Source organism: Arenibacter certesii DSM 19833 (genome assembly GCF_000429545.1).
Classification (GTDB): Bacteria; Bacteroidota; Bacteroidia; order Flavobacteriales; family Flavobacteriaceae; genus Arenibacter; species Arenibacter certesii.
Genome location: NZ_AUCB01000039.1, coordinates 1 through 21,827, shown reverse-complemented (window position 1 = coordinate 21,827; position 21,827 = coordinate 1). Strand labels below are relative to the sequence as shown.

21 protein-coding genes and 2 pseudogenes are annotated in these 21,827 nt (G+C 37.9%); 9 read left to right on the top strand and 14 right to left on the bottom strand.

The window, feature by feature from the left end; genetic code table 11:
• Window positions 1–15 precede the first annotated feature (15 nt).
• Together G466_RS0116250 and G466_RS23950 are read right to left on the bottom strand one after the other, a co-directional pair.
• Window positions 16–3,129: a SusC/RagA family TonB-linked outer membrane protein gene (locus G466_RS0116250; RefSeq protein ID WP_084418904.1), complete on the bottom strand. Its 3,114-nt coding sequence runs from the start codon at window positions 3,127–3,129 to the stop codon at window positions 16–18.
• A gap of 504 nt (window positions 3,130–3,633) precedes the next feature.
• Window positions 3,634–3,804: a hypothetical protein gene (locus G466_RS23950; RefSeq protein ID WP_157373949.1), complete on the bottom strand. Its 171-nt coding sequence runs from the start codon at window positions 3,802–3,804 to the stop codon at window positions 3,634–3,636.
• Window positions 3,805–3,826: 22 nt separating this feature from the next.
• Here G466_RS23950 and G466_RS22335 point away from each other — a divergent pair.
• Window positions 3,827–4,643, top strand: a pseudogene (locus G466_RS22335) (IS1595 family transposase).
• Between the two features lie 104 nt (window positions 4,644–4,747).
• On the opposite strand, the gene G466_RS0116230 reads toward G466_RS22335, so the two are convergent.
• Genes G466_RS0116230 through G466_RS0116205 form a run of 6 tightly spaced genes read right to left on the bottom strand, consistent with a single transcriptional unit; the run spans window position 4,748 to window position 12,294 of the window.
• The gene (locus tag G466_RS0116230) at window positions 4,748–6,709 is read right to left on the bottom strand and encodes an SGNH/GDSL hydrolase family protein (protein ID WP_026814603.1); all 1,962 of its coding nucleotides are present in this window, start codon (window positions 6,707–6,709) and stop codon (window positions 4,748–4,750) included.
• 11 nt (window positions 6,710–6,720) lie between these two features.
• Entirely contained in the window at window positions 6,721–7,995 is a 1,275-nt protein-coding gene (gene fucP, locus G466_RS22330) for an L-fucose:H+ symporter permease (RefSeq protein ID WP_034235974.1), read from the bottom strand.
• A 35-nt stretch (window positions 7,996–8,030) separates the two neighbouring features.
• Window positions 8,031–9,224 (bottom strand): UxaA family hydrolase, encoded by a 1,194-nt coding sequence (locus G466_RS0116220; protein WP_026814602.1) that lies wholly within the window; start codon window positions 9,222–9,224, stop codon window positions 8,031–8,033.
• A gap of 10 nt (window positions 9,225–9,234) precedes the next feature.
• Window positions 9,235–9,534, bottom strand: a complete 300-nt coding sequence (locus G466_RS0116215) for a UxaA family hydrolase (protein ID WP_026814601.1) — start codon at window positions 9,532–9,534, stop codon at window positions 9,235–9,237.
• Window positions 9,521–10,192 (bottom strand): RraA family protein, encoded by a 672-nt coding sequence (locus G466_RS0116210; protein WP_034235972.1) that lies wholly within the window; start codon window positions 10,190–10,192, stop codon window positions 9,521–9,523. The genes G466_RS0116215 and G466_RS0116210 overlap by 14 nt, the downstream gene beginning before the upstream one ends.
• Before the next feature lie 11 nt (window positions 10,193–10,203).
• Window positions 10,204–12,294: an alpha-L-fucosidase gene (locus G466_RS0116205; RefSeq protein ID WP_026814599.1), complete on the bottom strand. Its 2,091-nt coding sequence runs from the start codon at window positions 12,292–12,294 to the stop codon at window positions 10,204–10,206.
• A gap of 307 nt (window positions 12,295–12,601) precedes the next feature.
• Between G466_RS0116205 and G466_RS0116200 the strand changes: the two genes are divergently transcribed.
• The 3 genes from G466_RS0116200 (at window position 12,602) to G466_RS24745 (ending at window position 13,615) form a co-directional block, all read left to right on the top strand.
• Entirely contained in the window at window positions 12,602–12,910 is a 309-nt protein-coding gene (locus G466_RS0116200) for a transposase (protein ID WP_026814598.1), read from the top strand.
• Between the two features lie 107 nt (window positions 12,911–13,017).
• On the top strand, window positions 13,018–13,395 hold the full coding sequence (locus tag G466_RS23590) for a DDE-type integrase/transposase/recombinase (protein WP_169720764.1): 378 nt from the start codon (window positions 13,018–13,020) through the stop codon (window positions 13,393–13,395).
• Complete coding sequence (locus G466_RS24745) at window positions 13,319–13,615, top strand: DDE-type integrase/transposase/recombinase (RefSeq protein WP_026814597.1); 297 nt, start codon at window positions 13,319–13,321, stop codon at window positions 13,613–13,615. The genes G466_RS23590 and G466_RS24745 overlap by 77 nt, the downstream gene beginning before the upstream one ends.
• Window positions 13,616–13,643: 28 nt before the next feature.
• On the opposite strand, the gene G466_RS23945 is transcribed toward G466_RS24745, so the two are convergent.
• Window positions 13,644–13,811: a hypothetical protein gene (locus G466_RS23945; RefSeq protein WP_157373946.1), complete on the bottom strand. Its 168-nt coding sequence runs from the start codon at window positions 13,809–13,811 to the stop codon at window positions 13,644–13,646.
• A 243-nt stretch (window positions 13,812–14,054) separates the two neighbouring features.
• Between G466_RS23945 and G466_RS0116185 the strand changes: the two genes are divergently transcribed.
• Genes G466_RS0116185 through G466_RS23580 form a run of 4 tightly spaced genes read left to right on the top strand, consistent with a single transcriptional unit; the run spans window position 14,055 to window position 15,175 of the window.
• Window positions 14,055–14,333 (top strand): transposase, encoded by a 279-nt coding sequence (locus G466_RS0116185; RefSeq protein WP_026814596.1) that lies wholly within the window; start codon window positions 14,055–14,057, stop codon window positions 14,331–14,333.
• Window positions 14,330–14,674, top strand: coding sequence for an IS3 family transposase (locus G466_RS23585; RefSeq protein ID WP_084418898.1), 345 nt, complete (start codon window positions 14,330–14,332; stop codon window positions 14,672–14,674). Before G466_RS0116185 ends, G466_RS23585 begins: the two co-directional genes overlap by 4 nt.
• Window positions 14,675–14,733: 59 nt before the next feature.
• Entirely contained in the window at window positions 14,734–14,796 is a 63-nt protein-coding gene (locus G466_RS24740) for a hypothetical protein (protein WP_373296641.1), read from the top strand.
• The gene (locus G466_RS23580) at window positions 14,771–15,175 is read left to right on the top strand and encodes a DDE-type integrase/transposase/recombinase (RefSeq protein WP_084418895.1); all 405 of its coding nucleotides are present in this window, start codon (window positions 14,771–14,773) and stop codon (window positions 15,173–15,175) included. The genes G466_RS24740 and G466_RS23580 overlap by 26 nt, the downstream gene beginning before the upstream one ends.
• A 132-nt stretch (window positions 15,176–15,307) precedes the next feature.
• On the opposite strand, the gene G466_RS22315 is transcribed toward G466_RS23580, so the two are convergent.
• From G466_RS22315 to G466_RS22310, 4 genes are read right to left on the bottom strand one after another with little or no spacing between them, the layout of a single operon-like run.
• Window positions 15,308–15,772: a DUF5009 domain-containing protein gene (locus G466_RS22315; RefSeq protein ID WP_051315724.1), complete on the bottom strand. Its 465-nt coding sequence runs from the start codon at window positions 15,770–15,772 to the stop codon at window positions 15,308–15,310.
• Window positions 15,762–18,293 carry an alpha-N-acetylglucosaminidase gene (locus G466_RS0116170; RefSeq protein WP_034235970.1) on the bottom strand — a complete coding sequence of 844 codons (2,532 nt, stop codon included), beginning with the start codon at window positions 18,291–18,293 and terminating at the stop codon, window positions 15,762–15,764. The genes G466_RS22315 and G466_RS0116170 overlap by 11 nt, the downstream gene beginning before the upstream one ends.
• A 16-nt stretch (window positions 18,294–18,309) precedes the next feature.
• On the bottom strand, window positions 18,310–19,146 hold the full coding sequence (locus G466_RS0116165; RefSeq protein WP_026814594.1) for a sugar phosphate isomerase/epimerase family protein: 837 nt from the start codon (window positions 19,144–19,146) through the stop codon (window positions 18,310–18,312).
• A 26-nt stretch (window positions 19,147–19,172) separates the two neighbouring features.
• Window positions 19,173–19,901, bottom strand: a complete 729-nt coding sequence (locus G466_RS22310; protein WP_026814593.1) for a phytanoyl-CoA dioxygenase family protein — start codon at window positions 19,899–19,901, stop codon at window positions 19,173–19,175.
• 91 nt (window positions 19,902–19,992) lie between these two features.
• On the opposite strand from G466_RS22310, the gene G466_RS0116155 reads away from it, so the two are divergent.
• Window positions 19,993–20,850, top strand: a complete 858-nt coding sequence (locus tag G466_RS0116155) for an AraC family transcriptional regulator (RefSeq protein WP_026814592.1) — start codon at window positions 19,993–19,995, stop codon at window positions 20,848–20,850.
• Window positions 20,851–21,134: 284 nt separating this feature from the next.
• On the opposite strand, the pseudogene G466_RS24135 reads toward G466_RS0116155, so the two are convergent.
• Window positions 21,135–21,827: pseudogene (locus G466_RS24135) on the bottom strand (DUF2231 domain-containing protein); the annotation flags it as partial.

Below are 21,827 nucleotides of genomic sequence, written 5' to 3'. Positions count from 1 at the left end.
TTCCAATTCAATTTATTAAAAACTCAAATTTAATCCAACTGTTACTACTTTATTCTGTGGATAACCTCCAAACCCACTATTCTCAGGATCGAATTCTCCAAAAACACCTAAACTATCAATCGTCAAGAGATTTGTGGCGGATGCATAAAGTCTTAACGACTCTATTCCCATATTTTGTAATAATGACTTTGGTATAGTATAACCAATCGCCAGATTTTTCAATCGTATATATCTAGAATCAACTAAATATTCATCTGTAGTTGTATTGTTCCAATCATTCCATCTTAAAGGAAATCGCGCATTTTCTTTATTAGTTTCAGTCCAAGTATTATCGTGAACATATACATAAGGAGTTCTGTTACCACTAGGGTTCACTATTCTTTCCCAATTATCCATGTTTTGAACAAAACCAGCAGCTCCTTGCCAGAACATAGTAAAGTCAAACCCTTTATAATCCGCCTTTAGATTAAGTCCATACATCCATTCGGGTTTAGTCCCTTTTCCGACAACAGTTCTATCATTACTGTTTAAAACATTATCACCATTAATATCCACATAACGGATATCACCAGGTATAGGGTTATAAGAATAACTTACAGGGTCATTATCTATTTCCTCTTGAGAATCAAAAAATCCATTAAAAACATACCCCATTGTTCTATTTACCCAATTTCCAGAAAGTTTTCTGATACGAATATCATCTTCAGAGGTATATTCAGCCTCTTCAAAATGTAAATATTTTTCTCTGTTCCATGTTAAATTACCGGAAACGCTAAAATTGAGATTAGATATATTTCCTATATAAGTTGCAACTGACTCAAACCCTCTATTGTCACGGGAATTTATATTCGTTAATGGCAAAGAAGCCCCTGTAGTGCCTGGTATTTGGCTATTAGCAGCCGCCAGTAAGCCTGTTCTTTTTCTATAGAAAACATCCAATTCTGTTGAAATCGTATTATTAAAAAATGACACGTCAAGTCCCGCATTATAAGTAGTTGCTTCTTGCCAAGTAATCGAAGTATTTGGCACCCCTAATGTTCTAATAGATGGCTGCAAATTATTACCCGAATAGTACCATTGTTGAGTGTTGCTTCTAATTGCAAAACCAGACAAGTATTCATATTCTCCATTTGTATTGTCATTTCCAAGATTAGCAACAGATAATCTTAATTTCATGTTACTAATAGTGGGGGATTCATTAAAAAAAGACTCTTCTGAAATACGCCATGCGATAGATGCGCCTGGGAAGAATCCCCAACGTGTTTCGGTTGGAAACCTAGGAACTGCATCAAAACGAAAGGAACCTTCCAAATAGTATTTCCCTTTATAATTATAGCTTCCTCGACCAGCATAACTTGCTCGACCATCCTCTGTTGCCCAACCATTTGTTTGCTGGTTAGCAGCACTACCAGTAAACATATATGGAATTTCAGCTGAAATTAAGCCATCCCTAAAGGCACTGGAAAAATTAAACTCATCATTTATGGTTTCCCAAAGTGCCAATCCTGACACATGATGATCATCAAAATCACCTTTGTAACGCAATGATAATTGTGTCGTTACTCTTTTAGATCTTCTGGTTTCTTCTGTTAAATCTGGTCCAGTAGGATTCCACGTTGCCCATTCTGTTATGTTAGTGCCATCGTCTTTATAAAGAGTAAATTTTTTCTCAAAGTCTTTATCAAATCTGTTTGTTATCAAAGCAGAAACACTTCCTTCTGCTGTTAAACCAACTATTTTAGGAATCTTATACTTAAAAGAAAAATTAGTATCAACTACATCTGTTGTTGTTTTAAAAACTCCATGAATATCTTCTGAAGTTACAGATTCAGAGTTATGTGCTCCAAATGAATTCGTTGACATACTATCATCACGATTCCTGATAGGATAGGCTGGATGCCCTAATTGCATAATGTTATATGCTGTACCCCATCCACCTCTAGGGCTCTGTTCATCGCTTTCACGCCTCCAACCTAAATCAAAACCTATGGATAGATTATCGCTTATTGTTAAATCTAGATTAGATCTTACATTCAAACGATCATATCCGTAATCCCCTGTTTTAAATGCAGATCCCTGATCTAAATATCCCATGGAAACAAAATACAAAGCTTTTTCACTTCCACCTCGCACATTTAAGTTATGCTGATGCATAGGCGCCCACTCCCTTATTAGTGCCTTTTGAAAGTTTGTACTTGGGATAGTTCCATTGAGAATTCCTTCACGTCTAGCATCTGATATTTGTGGTTGAGTGGTGATTAAAGGTGTCTCTAGCATGGTCTTTGCATCAATTGTTTGCGCATACCCGGTAGGAGTTTGATAAGACAAAGAACTATTATAGGTAATAACAGGCTTCCCTATTTTACCTCTTTTGGTAGTCACCAATATAACCCCACTGGCTGCTCTTGCTCCATAAATAGCGGCAGACGCGTCTTTTAAGATAGAAATACTTTCAATTTCATTAGGGTCAAGATTATTAAATTCTCGCTCAACACCATCAACAATAATCAATGCTGATTCACCGGCTGTATTAAAACCACGAATATTTATGGTTGGATTTAGTCCTGGAGCACCACTACTCTGCTTTACAACCAATCCAGGGAGACGTCCAGCAAGACTTTCTCCTATAGAATGTGTTGGTACTACCGTTAGATCTTCAGAATTAATACTTGCTATAGAACCTGTAACATCTCTTTTATTTAATGAACCATATCCAACAACAACTACTTCATCAAGAGCCGCAGTATCTTCTAATAAAACAACATCAATAGTATTTGAGTCTCCAACAGTTAAGGATATTGTTTTCATCCCTAAATAGGTAAACACTAATATATTTCCCTTTAAAACATTTAAAGAATATTTACCATCAAAATCCGTTTGCGTGCCCTTCAGAGTTCCTTCAATTAAAATATTAACACCAGGAATTGGAGCTCCATTCTCGTCAGTAACCTTACCACTAATTTCAAGTTCTTGAACTTTTAAATTGTCGGTATTTAATACTTTATTGTAATTTGTTTCGGCTTGAGCCTGAAACAATATTAACAACAGTAGAGTAATTGTAATTCTCAATTTCATTCTTGAAATGAGAACTTCGTAAATTTTTTGTGCCACAAGAGTATTGATTTTCATAAATTTGTCAGTATTAGGTTGATATATGTATTTTAATCGATTTAGTTTTTTAGGAAATGTTGGCGCATTTCCTTTTTTTCTTCAATTCATTTATTTTAGTTTTTATTAAATTCTTTGGAAAGTTGAATAAATTTTTAAAGATTTCACACTTCATATTTATTTTCAACAATGTAAATTTAGTAGATTTACTAAATCGATATTTTTACCGAAATCCCAATAATTAACACTATATTAGCAATATGACACTGATTACAATAAGTAACAAGTAAATAATTACAATTACTGATCAATAAAAAAAACGCCATTAAAAAAGATTCCTCTTGATTTAATGTAATTCCTTTAAATTATAAGACATTTGACACTAAAAATCTCTTACTTATTAAGTTGGTTTATAATAAGTAATTGTATCATACAGGCGTTTCCAATGCTGTATGAATCTTTCTTATCAGCAAGAAGTATTACCAATATATGATTCTCCCTAGATGAAGCATTTGGCAAGTAATTTCACAGTAGATGAAGATGTTTTTTCCATCTATTTAATAAGTTTAACTCCTTCCATTCTTTTTTGTCTAATCTGTAATCAATAAAACCCACATTTGGACCTGCGGCAATCTCAATTCCAACCTTATTTCCATTATTCTTAATAGCGGTCATTAGATAGATTCTTATCCTCAAGGCCAATAAATTTTTAGATTTTATGGATATTTTCAGTGGTCAAAATCTTCTGGGGTTCTCCAACCCGTTCGAAACGGACATGGATTACAAGGAAAATCCCGCCGTGATCTAACGGAAAGAATGTTTCAAATAGAACCATTGGGCGGCCCAGATCCGCAAGGATTATTCCAAGAACTGCAACATTTGCGACCATACCTCGTCGGCATCTATCAAAATACTGTTCCATAAAGTGAAGTCCCTTGTGCGCAAAGCATTCTTTAGCTGTTTTGAAATGGACACCAGCATAAATGGTCTTTCGACCTGTTATACGGACGTAAGCTATGGCATTTACGAAGAAACGGCGCCTGTTCATGCTTAACGGATAACGAGGCCATGGAGTCCAGTAGGAACCATCGCATGGACGGCTCCGAACAAGTGGACGAATTCGTCATCGGAGGGATCGAAAAAGGTAAGATAGGAAGAAGTTATGATTCCAAGAAAAAGAAGTCGATAACTGCGGTACTGCTAACGGAGGACGACAAAGGTTAGTCACATGTAAGCCATGGAAATAGAGCATTTTTCCGTAAGTTGCCTACAGTATATCTTTAACAATCTCACTATGTCTGCAAATAGGATTACTGATAAATGGAAAGGCTATATTCCGAAAGTTAAGGCATTTGACATCGTCCAAATTGAAAGCAACATCGAACTCAATTTAAAGACCCGGAAAACCTTGAGAAGATAAAATCTCGGTTCAGGACGGCTATTCAACAGTCAGCGATAATAATCTCAATAGGTACTTCGACAAATTTCGTTTATCACAGAACGGGTCTCAGTGCAAAGAGACCGTAATCGCCTAGCTAATTACCATAATGGGGAACAAGGCAAAAATATATAAAAACGAATTATTATGAATCTAACTACTGACCTCCATGTTTTTAATAATATCACTACTACTCTTCTCCTAATCCTTGTTTACATAAAAATATCTGATCCTACAGCTATTACCTTTACTAGCCATATTCTTCTCTTTGTTTAATCGCAATCTCAATACGTGCTTTCCAGGCATAAGATCTGTTTTCAAAGTAAAATACCAAGGTAAATGTAGATGTGAACTCCAATTGGTAAATAAATCCTGTTTTAACCATGGTCCATTATCTATACGGTATTCGAGAATACCAGCATCTGGCCCTGCGGCTACAGTGATTCCAACAGCTGTACCTTCAAATTTAAATTTTAATATTGCTCCGGTAGTTGAACCGATAAGCATAGGTACGTTGGTATAATTTTCTCTTGAACCAACTCCATCGGATGGCTTCCAATTCGCATCGTATTTCCATCCTTTTGAGGCCATATTATTGGATATCGGAATTAAAGCCCCATTATCATATGAATTATTATCTAATTTTTCAGGAAGGGAGTGTACCGTTATTTTATCATCTTCAGCCACATTTCCATCCCAAGCATTTTCTAGAAACGTTATAATAGAATGTGCATAAATACCTTGTCCGAAAGGAGATGGGTGCAAGTTTTTAAAATCTTCTTCCCAGCTAAATTCCCCTGCACCAATGCGTTCAGTTACTTCTTTGGCAAGGTCAATAGTAGGAATGTTATAATGTATTGCTACGCGCTCATGGTTTTGAATAACTTGTGGTATTTCACCATTTCTGTAAGATTCCATTTTTTCGGGATCTACAAAATGCATCAATACAATATCTGTTGTCGGATTATTATGGCGTACATGGCGTACAATACCTTCCATAGCCCTGATTTGTTCCTCATTGGCTCTTCCGTTCGCCGCATCGTTGACAGCAGCTTCTTCAAATAACAGGTCCACGGGGCCGTTTTCCAACACATCTCTTTCCAAACGAAAGGCGGCCGGGGTTGATCCCATTGAAGGTATTCCTGCAGCGATAAATTCGAATTTAGTATTTGGAAAACGATACTTTAGGAAATTGGTAATACTATCGCGCCAACCCCCATTATAGGTAATAGATCCCCCTAAAAATGCGACCCTTCCCTTTTTCTCACGTTCGAATTTAATAAACGAATTTTTAAGTCCGCCCCGTAAATGGTGATATGTTGAAGATTCCAGTTTGGGTTTTGGAAGTTCGGTATTGTACCGTATGAAATCGGCCCCCAAACGAGGCGTTTCAATAGGAAAGTGATGCCCAAAAAGGTCTTGTTCCCCTTCCGTACAAGGTACTATGGTCACCGAACCTCCAAGTTTTACATAGCGGTCTGCCAATATTATGGTATTTTCTTCCATTGGCACGACTTCATCCTTTAACCCCACCATAAATAGTATGGGGACCTTTTCTTGGGCCAATTCTTCCAAATTATAAAAAGGTTGGTCAATATACAATTTTGCCTCTTTATCAGAAGTAAAGCCATACTCAATCTTAAGACGCTCCCAATCTTCCTTGCTTCCTTTTCCATGACCAAACCCGCCGGGCCAGCTTTTGAAATCACAAACTGGGGATTCGGCATAGATACAGTTTATCTTGTCAGGATTGTTCTTGGCCCAATTGAATATAAATAGTCCGCCCCTGCTGGCCCCTTCAAGGCTAAGTTTTTTATCAAGTTTATATTCATTTCTTAAAAATGTATAAAACCTGTCCCAAATTGCCATCGCTTTGGGACTTCCGTACATGTTTTCAGTATTTATGTGGGCAATATGGTAACCTTCAGACAATAAAATACTATCCATCTCAGCATGCCAATTTGGAAATCGGGCCCGCCATACCCACGGTTTTCCGTCTAAAGTTTTATTGGGTTTAACCACATGGGCGTCTTTACCTTCAAATAGAAACTTTTCTTTCTTGAAGCCCTTCCATACCGAAAATTCAATTTTTGGCTGCTCCGCTTGGGTCATTGCCCTAAAAGAAGTTAAAGCAAAAAGTATGGCCAATATCCTTATTTTCATATTATAAAAATTCAATAACTTTGAGTTTGTTCACCTCTCTTTATTTTTTTGCTGATACTCACGGCATAAAGAAACACCACTAAAAATGAAAATAAGGGAACGTAAAATGCATAATTGATACTCTCTGCAATATCGGAAACCAATCCTTGTAAAGGCGTCAGAACAGCACCTCCTAAAATAGCCATTACAAGTCCCGAACTTGCAATTTTAGTATCGTTTCTCAATCCTGAAATAGCCAATCCATATATGGTGGGATACATTAAAGACATACATCCGGAAATTAGTACCAAAGCATACACCCCCACTAAGCCACCAAAATAGATAACACAGAAAGTTGCCAATATTGCAATAAAGGAAAGAAGAGCAAGTAAAATATTTGGTCTAAAAAATTTCATCAATGCAGTACATACAAACCTCGAAACCATAAAAAGAATCAAAGAAGCCAAATAGTAGCTTGATGCCTGTTCCTCATTTAATTGAAGTTCATTCATTACATACCGTATGGTAAAGGACCAAACACCAATTTGAGCCCCGACATAAAAAAATTGAGCTACTATTCCCGCTAGATAATCCTTATTCTTTACAAGTCTTTTTACCGCCGGTATAATATTAAAATCTTGTGAGGCATCTGATGCCTTGGACATTTTCACAAAGTAAATTAACACCCAAAGTAAAATCAACATTATAGCTACTGCTACATACGGCCCCATGACGGCATTTAATTCTTCTGACTGAATAATATCTAACTTTTCAGAATCCATCGAGGCCCTTTCTTCGGCACTTGCCGAATTCAAATGGGAGAGAATATATACCTTACCCAACAGTATTCCAATGATGGATCCGATAGGATTAAATGATTGTGCCAAGTTCAAACGTCTTGTCGCAGATTCCTCTGGCCCCATGGCAATAATATATGGGTTTGCGGTTGTTTCTAAAATTGCCAATCCACCGGCCAAAATGAAAAGTGCACTAAGAAAGTGACCATATTGCATGCTGATGCTCGCCGGATAAAACAATAACGAACCCAAAATGAAAAGTCCAAGGCCTAATAAAACGCCTGATTTGTAGGTATACCTTTTTATAAATAGTGCTGCGGGAATTGCTAAGCAAAAATAGGAACCATAAAAAGCCACCTGAATCCATGAGGTCTGAAAATCCGTCATGCTCATAATCCTTTTGAATGCTGCCAATAGGATATCAGTCATATTATTTGACAGACCCCAAACAAGAAATAGACTTGTTATCAGAATGAAGGGCAACTTCGAAAATTTTTGGGTTTCACTCATAATCTATTGAATTGTACCTATACTCCGAATCTTGATCATCCCACGAGACAATTAGGTCCTATAGGTTCGAAAGTCTTGTAGCCGATAACAAATTCTTGATGCCCCAATTTTTCGGAAACCGTAGGGACACCAGAAGCAGTCTCGATTATTTTATCATAGATTTCCTCGGAAACTTCTTGTAATGTCACATTTGATTCTATAACCTTGCCTGCATTGACATCCATATCGTCCGACATTTTTCGAAAGGTATCCGGATTCGCACATATTTTTATTACTGGAGAGACTGCAGATCCTACCACCGAGCCACGGCCCGTTGTAAAAAGTATAAGATGACACCCGGAAGCTATTAGTTCCGTAATTTCCATATTGTCATTAATATTAGGAAACCCAAATCGGGGCTCTCCATCTGGCACAACATCCATAAGGTAAAGCCCAGCAGAAGGAGGTACATCACCGGGCTTTATCAGACCTGAAATTTGGGCGCTACCACTCTTACTATAGGCACCCAAGCTTTTTTCTTCAATGGTACTTAATCCCCCATCTGCGTTCCCAGGGGCAAAACTCCCATGTCCCATAATAGTATAATACCTGGCAGCCTTGTTTAGGCAATTCTGTATTTCCATTCCAAGATTCCTAGTTTTTGCCCTAGCTACTATGTCCTCTACACATCCAATCATCTCCCCGGTTTCCTCGAAAATCGCAATTGCTTGGTTTTTGACCAATTTATCAAAGGTTAACCCAACTGCAGGGTTTGCAGTTATGCCACTGGTAGCGTCGGAACCCCCACAAATGGTCCCCACGACCAGATCCTTCACCCCAATTTTAACTCTTTTGGTATCCATTAATTTGGATATTGTGGACTGCAACCAGGCTTGGCCTTTTTTTACTGTTTTGGCAGTGCCTCCACAGTTTTGAATTACCAAGGTTTCAACGGGCCTCCCTGACGCTTGAATATCTTTTGCTAATTTAGCTCTATTGAAACTTTCACATCCCAAAGATACTAGTAGTACGGCACCCACATTGGGATGTGTACATAATTGGGTCATTACCTTACTTGCATGACTGTTGGGGTAACATCCACCAAAACCCACCACCTGTACGCCATCCTTTTTATATGGATACGCAATTTCAGAAGAAACAAAATGGGCACATTCTACTAAATAGGCAACTAAAATTACATTCCGAATTCCCTTACGGCCATCTTTTCTTTCGTATCCTAATAGTTCCATTTTACCTTATTTAACTTTTTTGATTATCAATGGTATAGGTTGGGATAAAATCGCTTTTTATGTTATGGACATGCACATGTTGTCCTTTTTTTATATCTCGAACAGCACTTCCTATGACCACATTGAACTTTAATATAGGTTCTCCCATCGCAATATCCTTTAAAGCAATCTTATGCCCCAATGCAACGAATTCATTGATTACATATCTTACATTTTCTAGCTGAAGCTCTTCTCCAGGTTCAATGTTACAACAGACAACCAAGACATTATCATTTTCCGACAGCCGAATTAGTTTTTTAAAACTTCCCATATTTCAAATAAGCTCTTTGAGGGTCTTCTCCGGCTAGTATTGCCGTCCTTACTAAATTCTCAGTTTGTAGTACTTCTTCGGTTTTAGCGATAACTTCCTCCGCTATGTTCTTAGGGATTATCACTACCCCATCCCTATCCGCAAGCACATAATCTCCAGAAATAATCTTTACCCCATCGATTTCTATGGGTTCCTCAAAATCTTGAGCAGTCCACCGTCCCACCACGTCCATGGGTGTACAATACTTAGAGAATACCTTAAATCCAATCCTTGAAATAAATTCAGAATCCCTACACCCGCCGTCCACAATATATCCCCTGACCCCCCTCAATAGCAAGGTTTCCGCTGAAAGCTCACCCATATGACCTAACGTATGATCATTGGGCTGACAAATAATTACACTATCCTTGGGTGCCTTTGAGAGCATTGCGGTCCAATGCAACAAGGTGTCATGGGGTTCCAAAGTATCATCATATCTTCCACTAACCGTATATACTTGACCTGACAATTTACTTGTAATATCAAGTGGCCGTATCTGGTTTGATAAAGTTTGATTTGGATACCCCATAGCTCTAAGCACATCGTATACAGCTCCCGAGTAGCACTTTTCCAATCGATCTGCTAGTGAGATATCGATTTTATTAATTTGATTTGACATTATTATATTTTTTAAAAAACTTCAATTTCTGCATATGATACTTTTCCATCATTTTTAATGGTGGATTTTGACACCAATTTAATATACCTACCCTCTTTAGCTTCCTTAAATGGGATTATTTGTCTTACTGGGTTGTTTTCAATATTTTGGAAAGAACCTTTTGCAACAGGAGATTGCCAATAATTATGATCTTTACTTACGTAAAATTCATATTCAAAAATTACTCCCTCCTTTTTCCCATCTTGTCTGGGAAGATAACCAAAAGCGTTTAAAAACTTGGTAGTTCCCATATCGATGATTATTTCTTGCTGTTCGGCCTTGTTTTCTATAATAAAAAAACTATCAGGGTTATTATCAATAGCTCTTAGTGCATTCTCTTCTCTTTTACCTTCCTGAGTAATGACCTCCCATTTATTTCTTGAAAGACCAAATCTTTCCATTACTATATCCGTTTCAAAGCCTGTTTTTTCTTCTTTGGCATAATAATACACTTGCCCACCATTTGAAAGATTTATTGGCTCGGAATATTGGCTGAAATTAGATTTCTCGGTCCTCTCCCCAATCGAATAGTAGGTATTTATACCTTCAATATGTTCGAAAAATAATTTTCCATCATTGTCCATTCTGGCAATGGGATCATCCACTAATGCTGGTGCATCATAGATGGCGAGATTTGAAAGCGTCAAACAAGGCGCATCCGTTTCAAATGTAATACGAAGCCTATTTGTTTTGATATTGTCTAATCGAAGAATTCTTTTATAGCCTATAGTCGTGCCCTTTGCTATTTCCTTATATGATCCTTTATCATCTATTTCTACTTTAAATTCATGCACTCTTTGACCTAGAGATATAGCCTCCTGAAGGAGTAGTCGGTTAAAGGTTGTTAATTTGCCAAAATCGATAGTCAACGATGCCGTGTTAACGCTATCATTAGTGGCCCAAAAACTCTTTAAATCATTATCAATAGCGTTAACAGGTGAATATTCCTTATGTCCTTCCCTGTAATCTGATGCAGTGATCCTAGCATTTTCCACAAGGTTTACTGCAAATTCTAAATCCATTCGCTTTTTAAAATTTAGAAGTGCATTTTTATCCTCCTCCCTAATTTGTCCAGATGGAGCAATGGCCAGACCCAAATCTAATGGGGAACCTCTGCCTATCGAAGTATAATACAATTCAACTAAATTATTGAGGCTTCTTGGCCGTTTTCCCGTATGATAATACCATGCCTTGGGCCAGGATAAAGTAGTATTGGCTTCTGCCGGAATCCATTGGGGACCATTTTTATCTCCAGTTCCCAATTTTTTGCCAAATTCAGGGTCCGGATCTCCGGGATACCTGCCATTAGCATTAATTGTATTCCAATTGGTTTCACTGGCTATACCAGATTCGTTTCCCACCCAGCGCACTCCAGGCCCTACATCACTGAATATGACTGCATTGGGTTGGTGTTTTTTAACGATTGAGAAAATGCTGTCATATCCATAATAGGTAGTGCGGTCTATACTTCTATTCTCTTTTGCACCTCCATAATAACCGGTTCCCCCATTGGCCCCATCAATCCAGAATTCAAAAATATCACCATAACCCGTCATTAATTCTTCTAATTGATTATAATAGTAATCAACATATTCTGGTTTACCATAATCGGCATGATTCCTATCCCATGGTGATAAATACACGCCCAATTTTAATCCATATTTCTTACAAGATTTTGAAAGATCGGCCAGCACATCTCCTTTTCCATCTTTCCATGGGGTAGCAGCAACGGAATAATCGGTATACCTACTTGGCCATAAACAAAATCCATCATGATGTTTTGCCACTAGAATTAGCCCCTTCATGCCCGCCTCGCTCGCTACATGTGCCCATTGGTCGGTATCAAGATTTGAAGGATCGAACAACTTGGGATCCACATCTCCATACGCCCATTCTTGTTCTGTATAAGTATTTAAACCATAACAGACCAAACTAAAATATTCCATTTCATGCCAACTTATTTGGTTACTTGAGGGAAGAGCTCCATAGGGCTCTGGTCTTTTACTATTATTACCGCAGGAAGCTAATAATAGCAATAAAATAATATAATAGAATTTATTCATCTTTTATTTTCACCATTGATAATGTCAAAATATTATTCAATTTTAATTTAATTAAACACTTGATTCTCTGAAAATATTTGTTATATGTCCGGTTAAATTCACCAATGTTTTTTATTAAAACTTATATGAATCAAATTTATAGGTACTTTACGGAATAACTTAACATTAAAATTTCATTCTATATAATTATATTAGCAATGAAAAAGTTCTCGTTTATTGTGATAAAAGTTGAATGTATAGATCAACTGAATATAATACTCCCCATTTTTAGGACAGCAAGATAAGTTGTAATTTAACCTTGTCAAATATGAAGAGATCAAGAAGAAAATTCAGTGCATCGTTCAAGGCCAAAGTGGCCATTATGGCGATAAAGGAACACAGTAGCCTGCAAGACCTCGCTGCCAAATTCGAGCTGCACCCCAACCAGATATCAAATTTGAAACGCGAGTTCTTGGAAAATGCGGAGCTGGCCTTTGGGCCACAAGCGGAAAAGGAAGACCCGGAATCTGGGACCGCTCCGCTTTACAGTAAAATCGACCAGTTGCAAGTGGAAAATGATTTTTTAAAGAAAGCCTTGGGCAGATGTGCACTACCGAAAGAAGACAAAAGGTGGTGAAATCTCATCCAAGGCTAAGTCTTGTACAACAATGCAATCTCCTGGACATCCATCGTTCAGGGCTGTACTATAAGCCCAAGAACGAGAATCCGTTGAACCTTACGCTTATGAGGAAAATAGATGCGTTCTTCTTGGAACATCCCTATTACGGAGTGGCACGTATGACCGATTCCCTGAACCTTGACCTTGGGTATTGTATAAACGTGAAAAGGACAAGGCGGCTCTATAGGCTTATGGGGCTTCAGACCATTTACAAAAAGCCCAGGACTACGGTCAGGGACCTTAAAAGCTATAAATATCCTTACCTGCTAAAGGATCTTAAAATAGTTCGCCCAAACCAGGTCTGGCAGACCGATATCACCTATATACCTAGGGCGAGGGGCTTTATGTACATGTATGCGATAATAGATGTGCATAGTAGTAAGATACTTAATTGGAGCATCTCAAATTCAATCGACAAGGAATCGGTGTATAGAACTACTTGAAGACTCTATTGCCAGATACGGGGCACCGGAGATACATAATTCCGATCAAGGGGTCCAATATACCAGTACCCAATACATCGACGTGCTCAAAGAACATAACATCCAGATATCAATGGATGGCAAGGGAAGGGCCTTGGACAATATTTACATCGAACGTTTCTGGAAGTCCCTCAAATATGAAAAGATATACATAAGTATAGGACTCTACATTAAATTATAGGCTCATTAGGGTTGTCCAAGTACTTAACTTAAATCTTTAAATAGGTTTTATTTCGATGGAGCACGAGCAGTAAACCAAATTCCAAAAGCAAAACTCCCGCTTGCAATACTACCCCAGAAAAATCGCCTGCGAGCTCCATAACACCTACGAGCATAAATTCTGATGTATAGCTAAAATCTACCATTCTATGAGCCATGTATATGAAAATGGGATTTAATCCTATTAACAATTATTCAATTTTTTAAAATCGATGATATAATAGAACAATGTGAATAATATCATGGAGAGACCTATAGCTAAAACATTATAGGAACTTGACCAGATTTCTTTGTTAATGGGATAGTAACTATTCCAGATCAGACTTAATCCGACTAGTGAGCACTATAATACTCCCCTTTTTTAGGACAGCAAGTTAGGTTGTAATTTAACCCTGTCAAATATGAAGAGATCAAGAAGAAAATTCAGTGCATCGTTCAAGGCCAAAGTAGCTATTGAGGCGATAAAGGAGCGTGGCAGTTTACAAGAGCTTGCGGCCAAATTTGAACTGCATCCCAACCAAATATCAAATTGGAAACGCGAGTTCTTACAAAATGCAGATTTGGCCTACGGGCCAAAAGCTGAAAAAGAAGATCCCGATTCTGGTACTGGACCGCTTTACAATAAAATCGGTCAGTTGCAAGTGGAGAATGATTTTTTAAAGAAAGCCTTGGGCAAATGAGTACTACCGAAAGAAGACAAAAGGTAGTAAGGTCTCATCCAAAGCTAAATCTTGTCCAACAATGCAATCTCCTTGATATCCACCGTTCCGGCCTGTACTATAGGCCTAAGAGCGAGAATCCGCTGAACCTTGCGCTAATGAAGGAAATAGATGCCTGCTTTTTGGAACATCCCTATTACGGAGTGGAACATATGACCCATTATTTGAACCTTGATCTTGGGTATCGCATAAACGTGAAAAGGACAAGACGGTTATATAGACTCATGGGCCTTCAGACGATTTATAAAAACCTAGGACTACGATCGGGGATCCCAAAAGCTATAAGTATCCTTATTTGCTGAACGGCCTTAAAATAGAGCGTCCCGACCAGGTCTGGCAGACCGACATCACCTATATTCCTATGGCGCGGGGCTTTATTTACATGAACGCCATAATCGATGTACACAGTAGAAAGATACTTTAATTGGAGCATCTCAAATTCAATGGACAAGGAATGGTGTATAGAACTTTTGGAGGACACCATCGCCAAATACGGGGCGCCGGAGATACATAATTCCGATCAGGGAGCCCAATATACCAGTAAAGAATACATCGCTGTACTCAAAAGACATAACGTCCGTATATCAATGGATGGCAAAGGAAGGGCATTGGACAATATATTTATCGAGCGTTTCTGGAAGTCCCTCAAATATGATAAGATATATCTCAATCCTCCCAACGGAGGTGTGGACCTATATCAAATAGTAAGGGAGTATATCAAGTTTTACAACACTAAAAGAAGGCACACAGAAATAGGGAAGGTTACACCTGATCAAATTTATAAAGCTAAAAAAATAGCATAATAAACAACAAAGAAATACATTTATACTGTCTTACAGATGGGGAGTAGTTTACACCCCCGCTCCTGTTCCAGGGACAGGAATCAATGTCATACACATCCAAAAACCCAGTAGAATACCAATAGCCACTAAAAATTATCCTCTTACATTTAAATAAATATAGAGGAAAGCAGCAATAAAATACGCTACACCTATTTGTCCTAGTACACTGGCATAGCGCATATTTTCAAAATCAAAAGAAAATCGGTTGTTATATAAAATCCCGAGGAGTATTAATATTAATGCTCGTTTAGTGGTCTTTATCAGTAATTTACCTTTCGGGATGCCCAATTTCAATTGCTTACCAAAGGAAAATGGAATTGCTATTCCGGTAGCAAACATAAACATGGGGAATATGAGATCATAAAAGCGAAATCCGTTCCAATTAGCATGTATAAGCTGTTCGGACAGGGCCTTAATAATGGGATTGTCCCAAACCTTTGCCAAATAATGAATCAAAGCATCCAACCCAATTATCCAAAGCATTGCAAACCCCCGAAAAACATCCAGGGATTTAAGTCTTTCTTGATATTTCACTGCCTTTCTTTCGTTAGTCTTCAAGAATTAAAACTACCCTTCCTTTAGCCTCCCTTTCACTTTCATCACCTTCGATTGTTGCTCTTAGGGACGCACCATTATTTGCCCTAATACCATTGGATAATTTTATTGGAAAGCTAACAGCAGAATTTTGGTTATCGAGATATTTGACTTCTGAGTTGTGCGTTATAGCCTTACCATCAGCGATCAAGATCACATCCTTAATACCTACTTGAGAGGTACCACTTGTATAAATGAATTTGATCTCTTTAATTTTTGGTAAATCCGCTCTTCTAATTGGCCATTCCATGGAGCTGTCTGCAGAAGACCAATCGCCCACTATAATATCATTTTCTTTTACTATGATAGGAATAGGTCTTTCAATAGCTTGTTTTACCAACTTTCGAGCTGACTCCAAGGGATCATCAAAAGGTTCTATTTTACTCACTCCCTTACCACTTACCCAAGCATCTTCAAACGCTCTATTATCATAGGTTTCGTTTAATTGTAAACTTTCGAGCTTACCTGCCATTCTTTCACGGTAATAATCGCGAATCAATCCTCCCCACATTCTAGCGGCATAATCATTAACCCCTAATTTTAGTTCTGGTGGGCCCCAAACGGTCAGAATTCTTCTAGCATCCTCTTCGTATTTATCCTGCTGTTTAATATCACTAGATGTGCCTCTGGCAAAGCCTATCCAACGCTGCAGGCTTAATGTTGGATGGTTTTCCAACAATCTATCCGCATCTGAGAGTAACTGTAAGGCCCATTCACCAGCTTTATCACGAGTTTCAAAATCTGAATTTTGATGTGCATTAAAGGCATAGCCAAACCAGTCTTCTGCTTTATGACATAAAACAGTCGCAGCAAATTCTAGCGCATCTGCATGATACAGTTCAGAATCCTTCAATTCATCCGAACAGGAAAGAAATTTTTCTATCGCATCAAAAATGCGGGGGTCCTTATTGATGGTTCCTTTAGACCAAGAGCCACTATTTCCCTGAAACCCAAAACGAGGATGATCTGTCATGGTACCATAACTGGTTTTCCTAAGCAACTGCCACGCTTCTTCCATTGCTGAGGGAGCGGCTCCGTAACGCGACTTTGAATAATCTATATACCATTCATCCAAGTCAATTGCCTCTGTTGTCCATGCCATGTCGGACACCAGTTCGAAAGTGACTTCATTATTTTCAATACCTTCAGGAGCAAAACCGAAACCGGAATTACTCTTATTATAAGGGGAGTTTAAAAGTTCTATCGGGTTTGTGGCATAATAATCATGCACACCCGTGTGACCGGTTTTCCCACCACTATTCAACATAAAACCATAGATCCAAGGTTTATTATTATACCCCTCAAAAACTTCATAGTTAAATCCGTTTTTATAAGCGATACCATTATACTCATAGGCATAATCGAGTATCATTAATTTATCATCAGGAATTTCACTAAAAAGTGCATTGGTAGTTTCCTTGTTCCAAATATTTCTTTGATAGGTAAACATCCATCCTTGAACCACCCATACAGCATCGGGGTTTCCAGATTTAAGTGACTCATAGATAGCACTTCCATATTCAGCCAAAAGTTCGGTTACCGGTTGATCGGTTTTTGGCAGATCCATTTCATTAAAACTATCGGCAAGATAGTATTTACCCTTTCCAAATTCATTTTCCCACTCTTCTATAAAAAGCTTCCCGATCTTATCAAATAAAGGAGTTTTTGGACTTATGAGGGCTCCTTGATATTTTTCTGGAAAACCTCCCCAACTTACGGGTAATAGCTCATTTTCTGGATACAACCTACTAATATCCTTGGGTACAAAACCGGCAAAGGCAGGAAGAATAGGATTCATATTCAGTTCTTTTATCCTATCCAATATTTTATGTTGGAGCGCTATCTGACCATTATGCCATTCTTCCGTCAACAATTCACCACCTAGATTGTTTACATTACCCATACGTTGCCATGGCAGTAAGGAAGGAGCTGTATAAAACTCATCTATTTCGTCCTGGGTTAATCCCAATTTTTTCCATACACGTGTTGCTATTGCTTCATTGGCAACCAACGCTAAAGGAAAATTTATACCACGTAAGGCCATCCAATCAATTTCCTTTTCCCACCGTTCCCAGTCCCAATATGGAGTTGAATAACCAAAAGCACATACATTTAAGTAATACCTGTTCTCGTATGGGGAGGTGGCCTTTAATTCTACTTCTGGTAATTCCACCGGAATATTAATGTTTTTTCCAGACCAGCTTGTCATGGAATTTGTAGCACTTTTTAAATAGTCATAAGCCCCTCTAGTCAATGCAGATGTAGAGTTTCCACTTACCACTACTTTATTATTTTCCACATTAATCGCATAGGTATCCAAGGAGTCCTTTTCCTTGTATTTAAAGATGAATTTAGAAGCTTCGTCTGGCCCCAAAGTTCTCTTAAGAACATTGTAGGCCGCCAATTCTTCCGGACTTTGATTATTATAATTACTACAGGAGCCTACTATAAATAGAAGTAAAATAAGTTGTAATCTGAACATCATGACGATTGTATTTATCTTAAGAATTATGATTTTGATAATGGTTACCGTAGTTATCAGCAATTTGTTTTCTGATGAATTGATTTATTCCCCATTGATCACCCATCGGCATTTGAGTATTGGGCTTATAAGGTGTATAGGGATGAGGCCCATATTCTGGCGTGATGGTTATATAGGCCCGATTACTTTTTTCAGCATTTGCTATCATTAATCGCCACCATTCATTGAATCTATCCAGCTCATTTTTATAATTATCGTCGCTTGGGTCTATAACCTGTGGACTCTGGGTTGAACCCACTCTTGCATGGATATGATAGGTATGTGCAATAGCCTTCTTAACCGCATAAGTTTGATTTTCCAACATGGTTTCAGCAACACAGCACCAATGCGATAAGTCTGAGGTGAGTTTTAAAAAAGGGTATTCCTCCAAGTAAGGCAAGCAGGAATGAGCCGCAAATGAGAACCGGGAACGATGGGTTTCGTGGGTCATTACAACACCTGTTTCCAATTCAATCTCATGGGCCATTTCTAATAGTTTAGCATTTTGAGCATAGCTATAAAAATCCATGCCCGTATGGGAGTTTATGAACAAGGGATTGGCTTCTACCAGATTATACAAATGCCTTTTATACATCTCTGCATGCCTTTTAAAGTCGACTTCCTTAGTTTCCCAATGTTGTGCCACAAATTCAAGTTCAAAATCCGTCAACGTAGAACAAATTTCCTTTTTTTTAAAGCTGTCCAAAGGAAGGTCTATTTCTACCCCATGATAGCCGGCCTCCTTTACCTTTTTCAAAAAAACTGGCCATGGCAAATCAGAACTTCCCCATCTGGGATATATAAATTTTAGGTGCATTTATTTTTACTTAGATAATAGGTGTTTTAAGTCCTTTGTTTTCTTTGACCAGTATGATCTACGCCTTGCTCCCTTTCCAACTCGATCATTTTTTTAGGTCTAAAGTTTAGAATCAGTGCCCTTCTTTGGAACTCGGTACTATTCCCCTTGCTAAAGTGAAGAGTATGCCCATCATGAAAAGTGCAACCACCGGGAGATAAAGGAATACTTTCTGCGTTATCCGCTTTGGTCTCACAATATAGCGCTCCACCGTTAGGTAAATTTTTATGTGGTAGAATATCATTCTTTTCCTTTTTTGGTATAAACCACATACAGCCATTCTCCTCAAATACCTCATCTAATGCTATCCAACAGCTAGCAGACCTTTTGTCTGGCATAGCTATCCAATAGGCTGCATCTTGGTGCCATGGAGTTTCTGCATTGGTATTTGGGGCTTTATTTATCATCATATCAAAATCGAGCTCCATATCATCCCCCAGCAGATCCTTAGCCCACTGCAGTGCAACCTTATAAGCCTTATGTTTAAGTAATTCTGGAAGTACTGTACTTGGCCTCATTATCTGCGTAATTCGCTCTATCTTCCTAGAATCAAATCCATCGCCACCGGCAAGGTCGCTGCGCAGATGTCTGGTCTTTTCTTTCTCGGTGAGCAATTCATCATAGATTGCCTGTAAGCTCTCAACCTCCTTAATGGATAGCAAAGTATCAATTTTAACGAACCCATCTTTAATAAATTCTGAACGTATGTTTTCCATTGCCTATAATTATTTTAAGATCCCAAATTTGGGATAATTATAAATGAAAGTCTTTCGTTTTTGTATTATCTTACTTTTTTATACAGAATAAATGGATGTTAAAACGCATGAAAGAATTGTAATAGACCTTCAAGAATACGGAGTAGAAAGAGGTTTATCATTTGGACATTATAGATACAACGAGGTGAAGCCTGGGCTAGCAAGTCACCAACACCAAGGGGCCTTGGAAATTTGTTATTGCATGAAAGGGCAACAGCATTATAAGATTGACGATGACCTGTATGAATTAAATGGGAATGATATCCTTATTGTTTCGCCAGATACCATCCACAGTACGGGAGAGTTTCCTGAAGATAAAGGGGAATTGTTCTGGATCCAAATTTTACTATGCCCTACCTATGGAAAGCTCTGTAATTTACCCAACCAGCATTCAGAATTTTTAATTAACACACTATTGGAAAGATCAGAATATATATTTAAAGGTGCTTTTCAATTAAAACTAATTTTGGAAAAACTGGTCCTACAGTTCAAAAAAGATGATTCCATTCTATCCCGTATAATGGTGAATCAATTGTTGACAGAATTGCTTTTGGAAACGGTACTATTATCACAAAAAAAACTGAAGCTCTCCCCTTCTAAAAAGATGAATACACTAAACTCCTACATCATTCAAAATCTACATCGGATTATTTATGTAGATGAATTAGCGAAAGTTGTCTCTATGTCCACTGGCTATTTTAAAGCCTGGTTTAAAGAAACAGCCGGCATGCCACCAAAAGAATATGTGAACCGAATCAAGATTGAACAGGCGAAGGTGGACCTACAGAATAGCAAATCCGTAACCAAGGTTGCCTTTGATCTTGGATTCAGCACTTCCCAATACTTTGCCACTACTTTTAAAAAATTTACGGGTTATACCCCTAGCTCATTTATTTACTCACAATCATAAGAGAGTCAGTGCTAGTGCTAGAATATGCGGATTTTCTTTAAAATTTTATTATAATACCTATTTGGACATTCTAATTGGAATTAAAGCCAAAATCATTAACGAATATATTATTAAATGTTTTAAAAATTTGCAACTCTAAGTTTTAATGAGCTGATGGATGCCAAACTGTGATAGAGTATTTTCCATGTTTATTTTTAGAAAAAATTAAAAATAGATTGAAAACATACAAAGACATTTATCGATTCAGAAAGATTCAATAATCTATTGCTTAGAAACTAAATCTTTCACATCCCTAATATTATGGCGGGGCGACTAGCTTTTGTGGTATAATTGTCTACATCCTCCTGTGTTATAGCTGTTCCCCAAGCATACACACGCTCCAATCCTTTCATTCTAGAAAAGCTTTCAAAGCTCAATGCCGTAATATTAGTCTGATATAAATTTAGTCCCGTTATACTCTGGTTAGCCGATATTTCGCTAATGCCAGCATCCGTTATCGGATTTTTTTCAATCTCCAATTTTTTAAGGTTTACAAACTGACTAATGGTTTTTAAATGCTTGTCCTGAACATAATTATTCTTTATAGACAGCCATATAATATTATCCCTAATAGATAGCAATTTCTCCAACATCTTATCCAAATCGCTGCCATTTTTGGATGTAATGGATTGTGGGGGAAGAACGATCTCGTACAAACCGGATTCAAATATTAATTCCCGTATTTTAAATCCCTCTCCTTCTAATCCCTTAAGAACTTTTGGACTAACAGTTTGAACTTTTGGTAAGGGTATACCGCTCTTACCCGTAACGTCTTCTAGACCCAGCATGATTGAGGCTATACTTGTTATTTCTTCAGGGGTTTCCAAATCAACCAGTTTCACCTTAAAGTTGGCATCGGCATTATCGATCCAAAATGTCAAAATTGCTTTCTCTTCATCGGTAAGTGGCGTCTTTCCTTCTGGAGGCATGAAATCTTC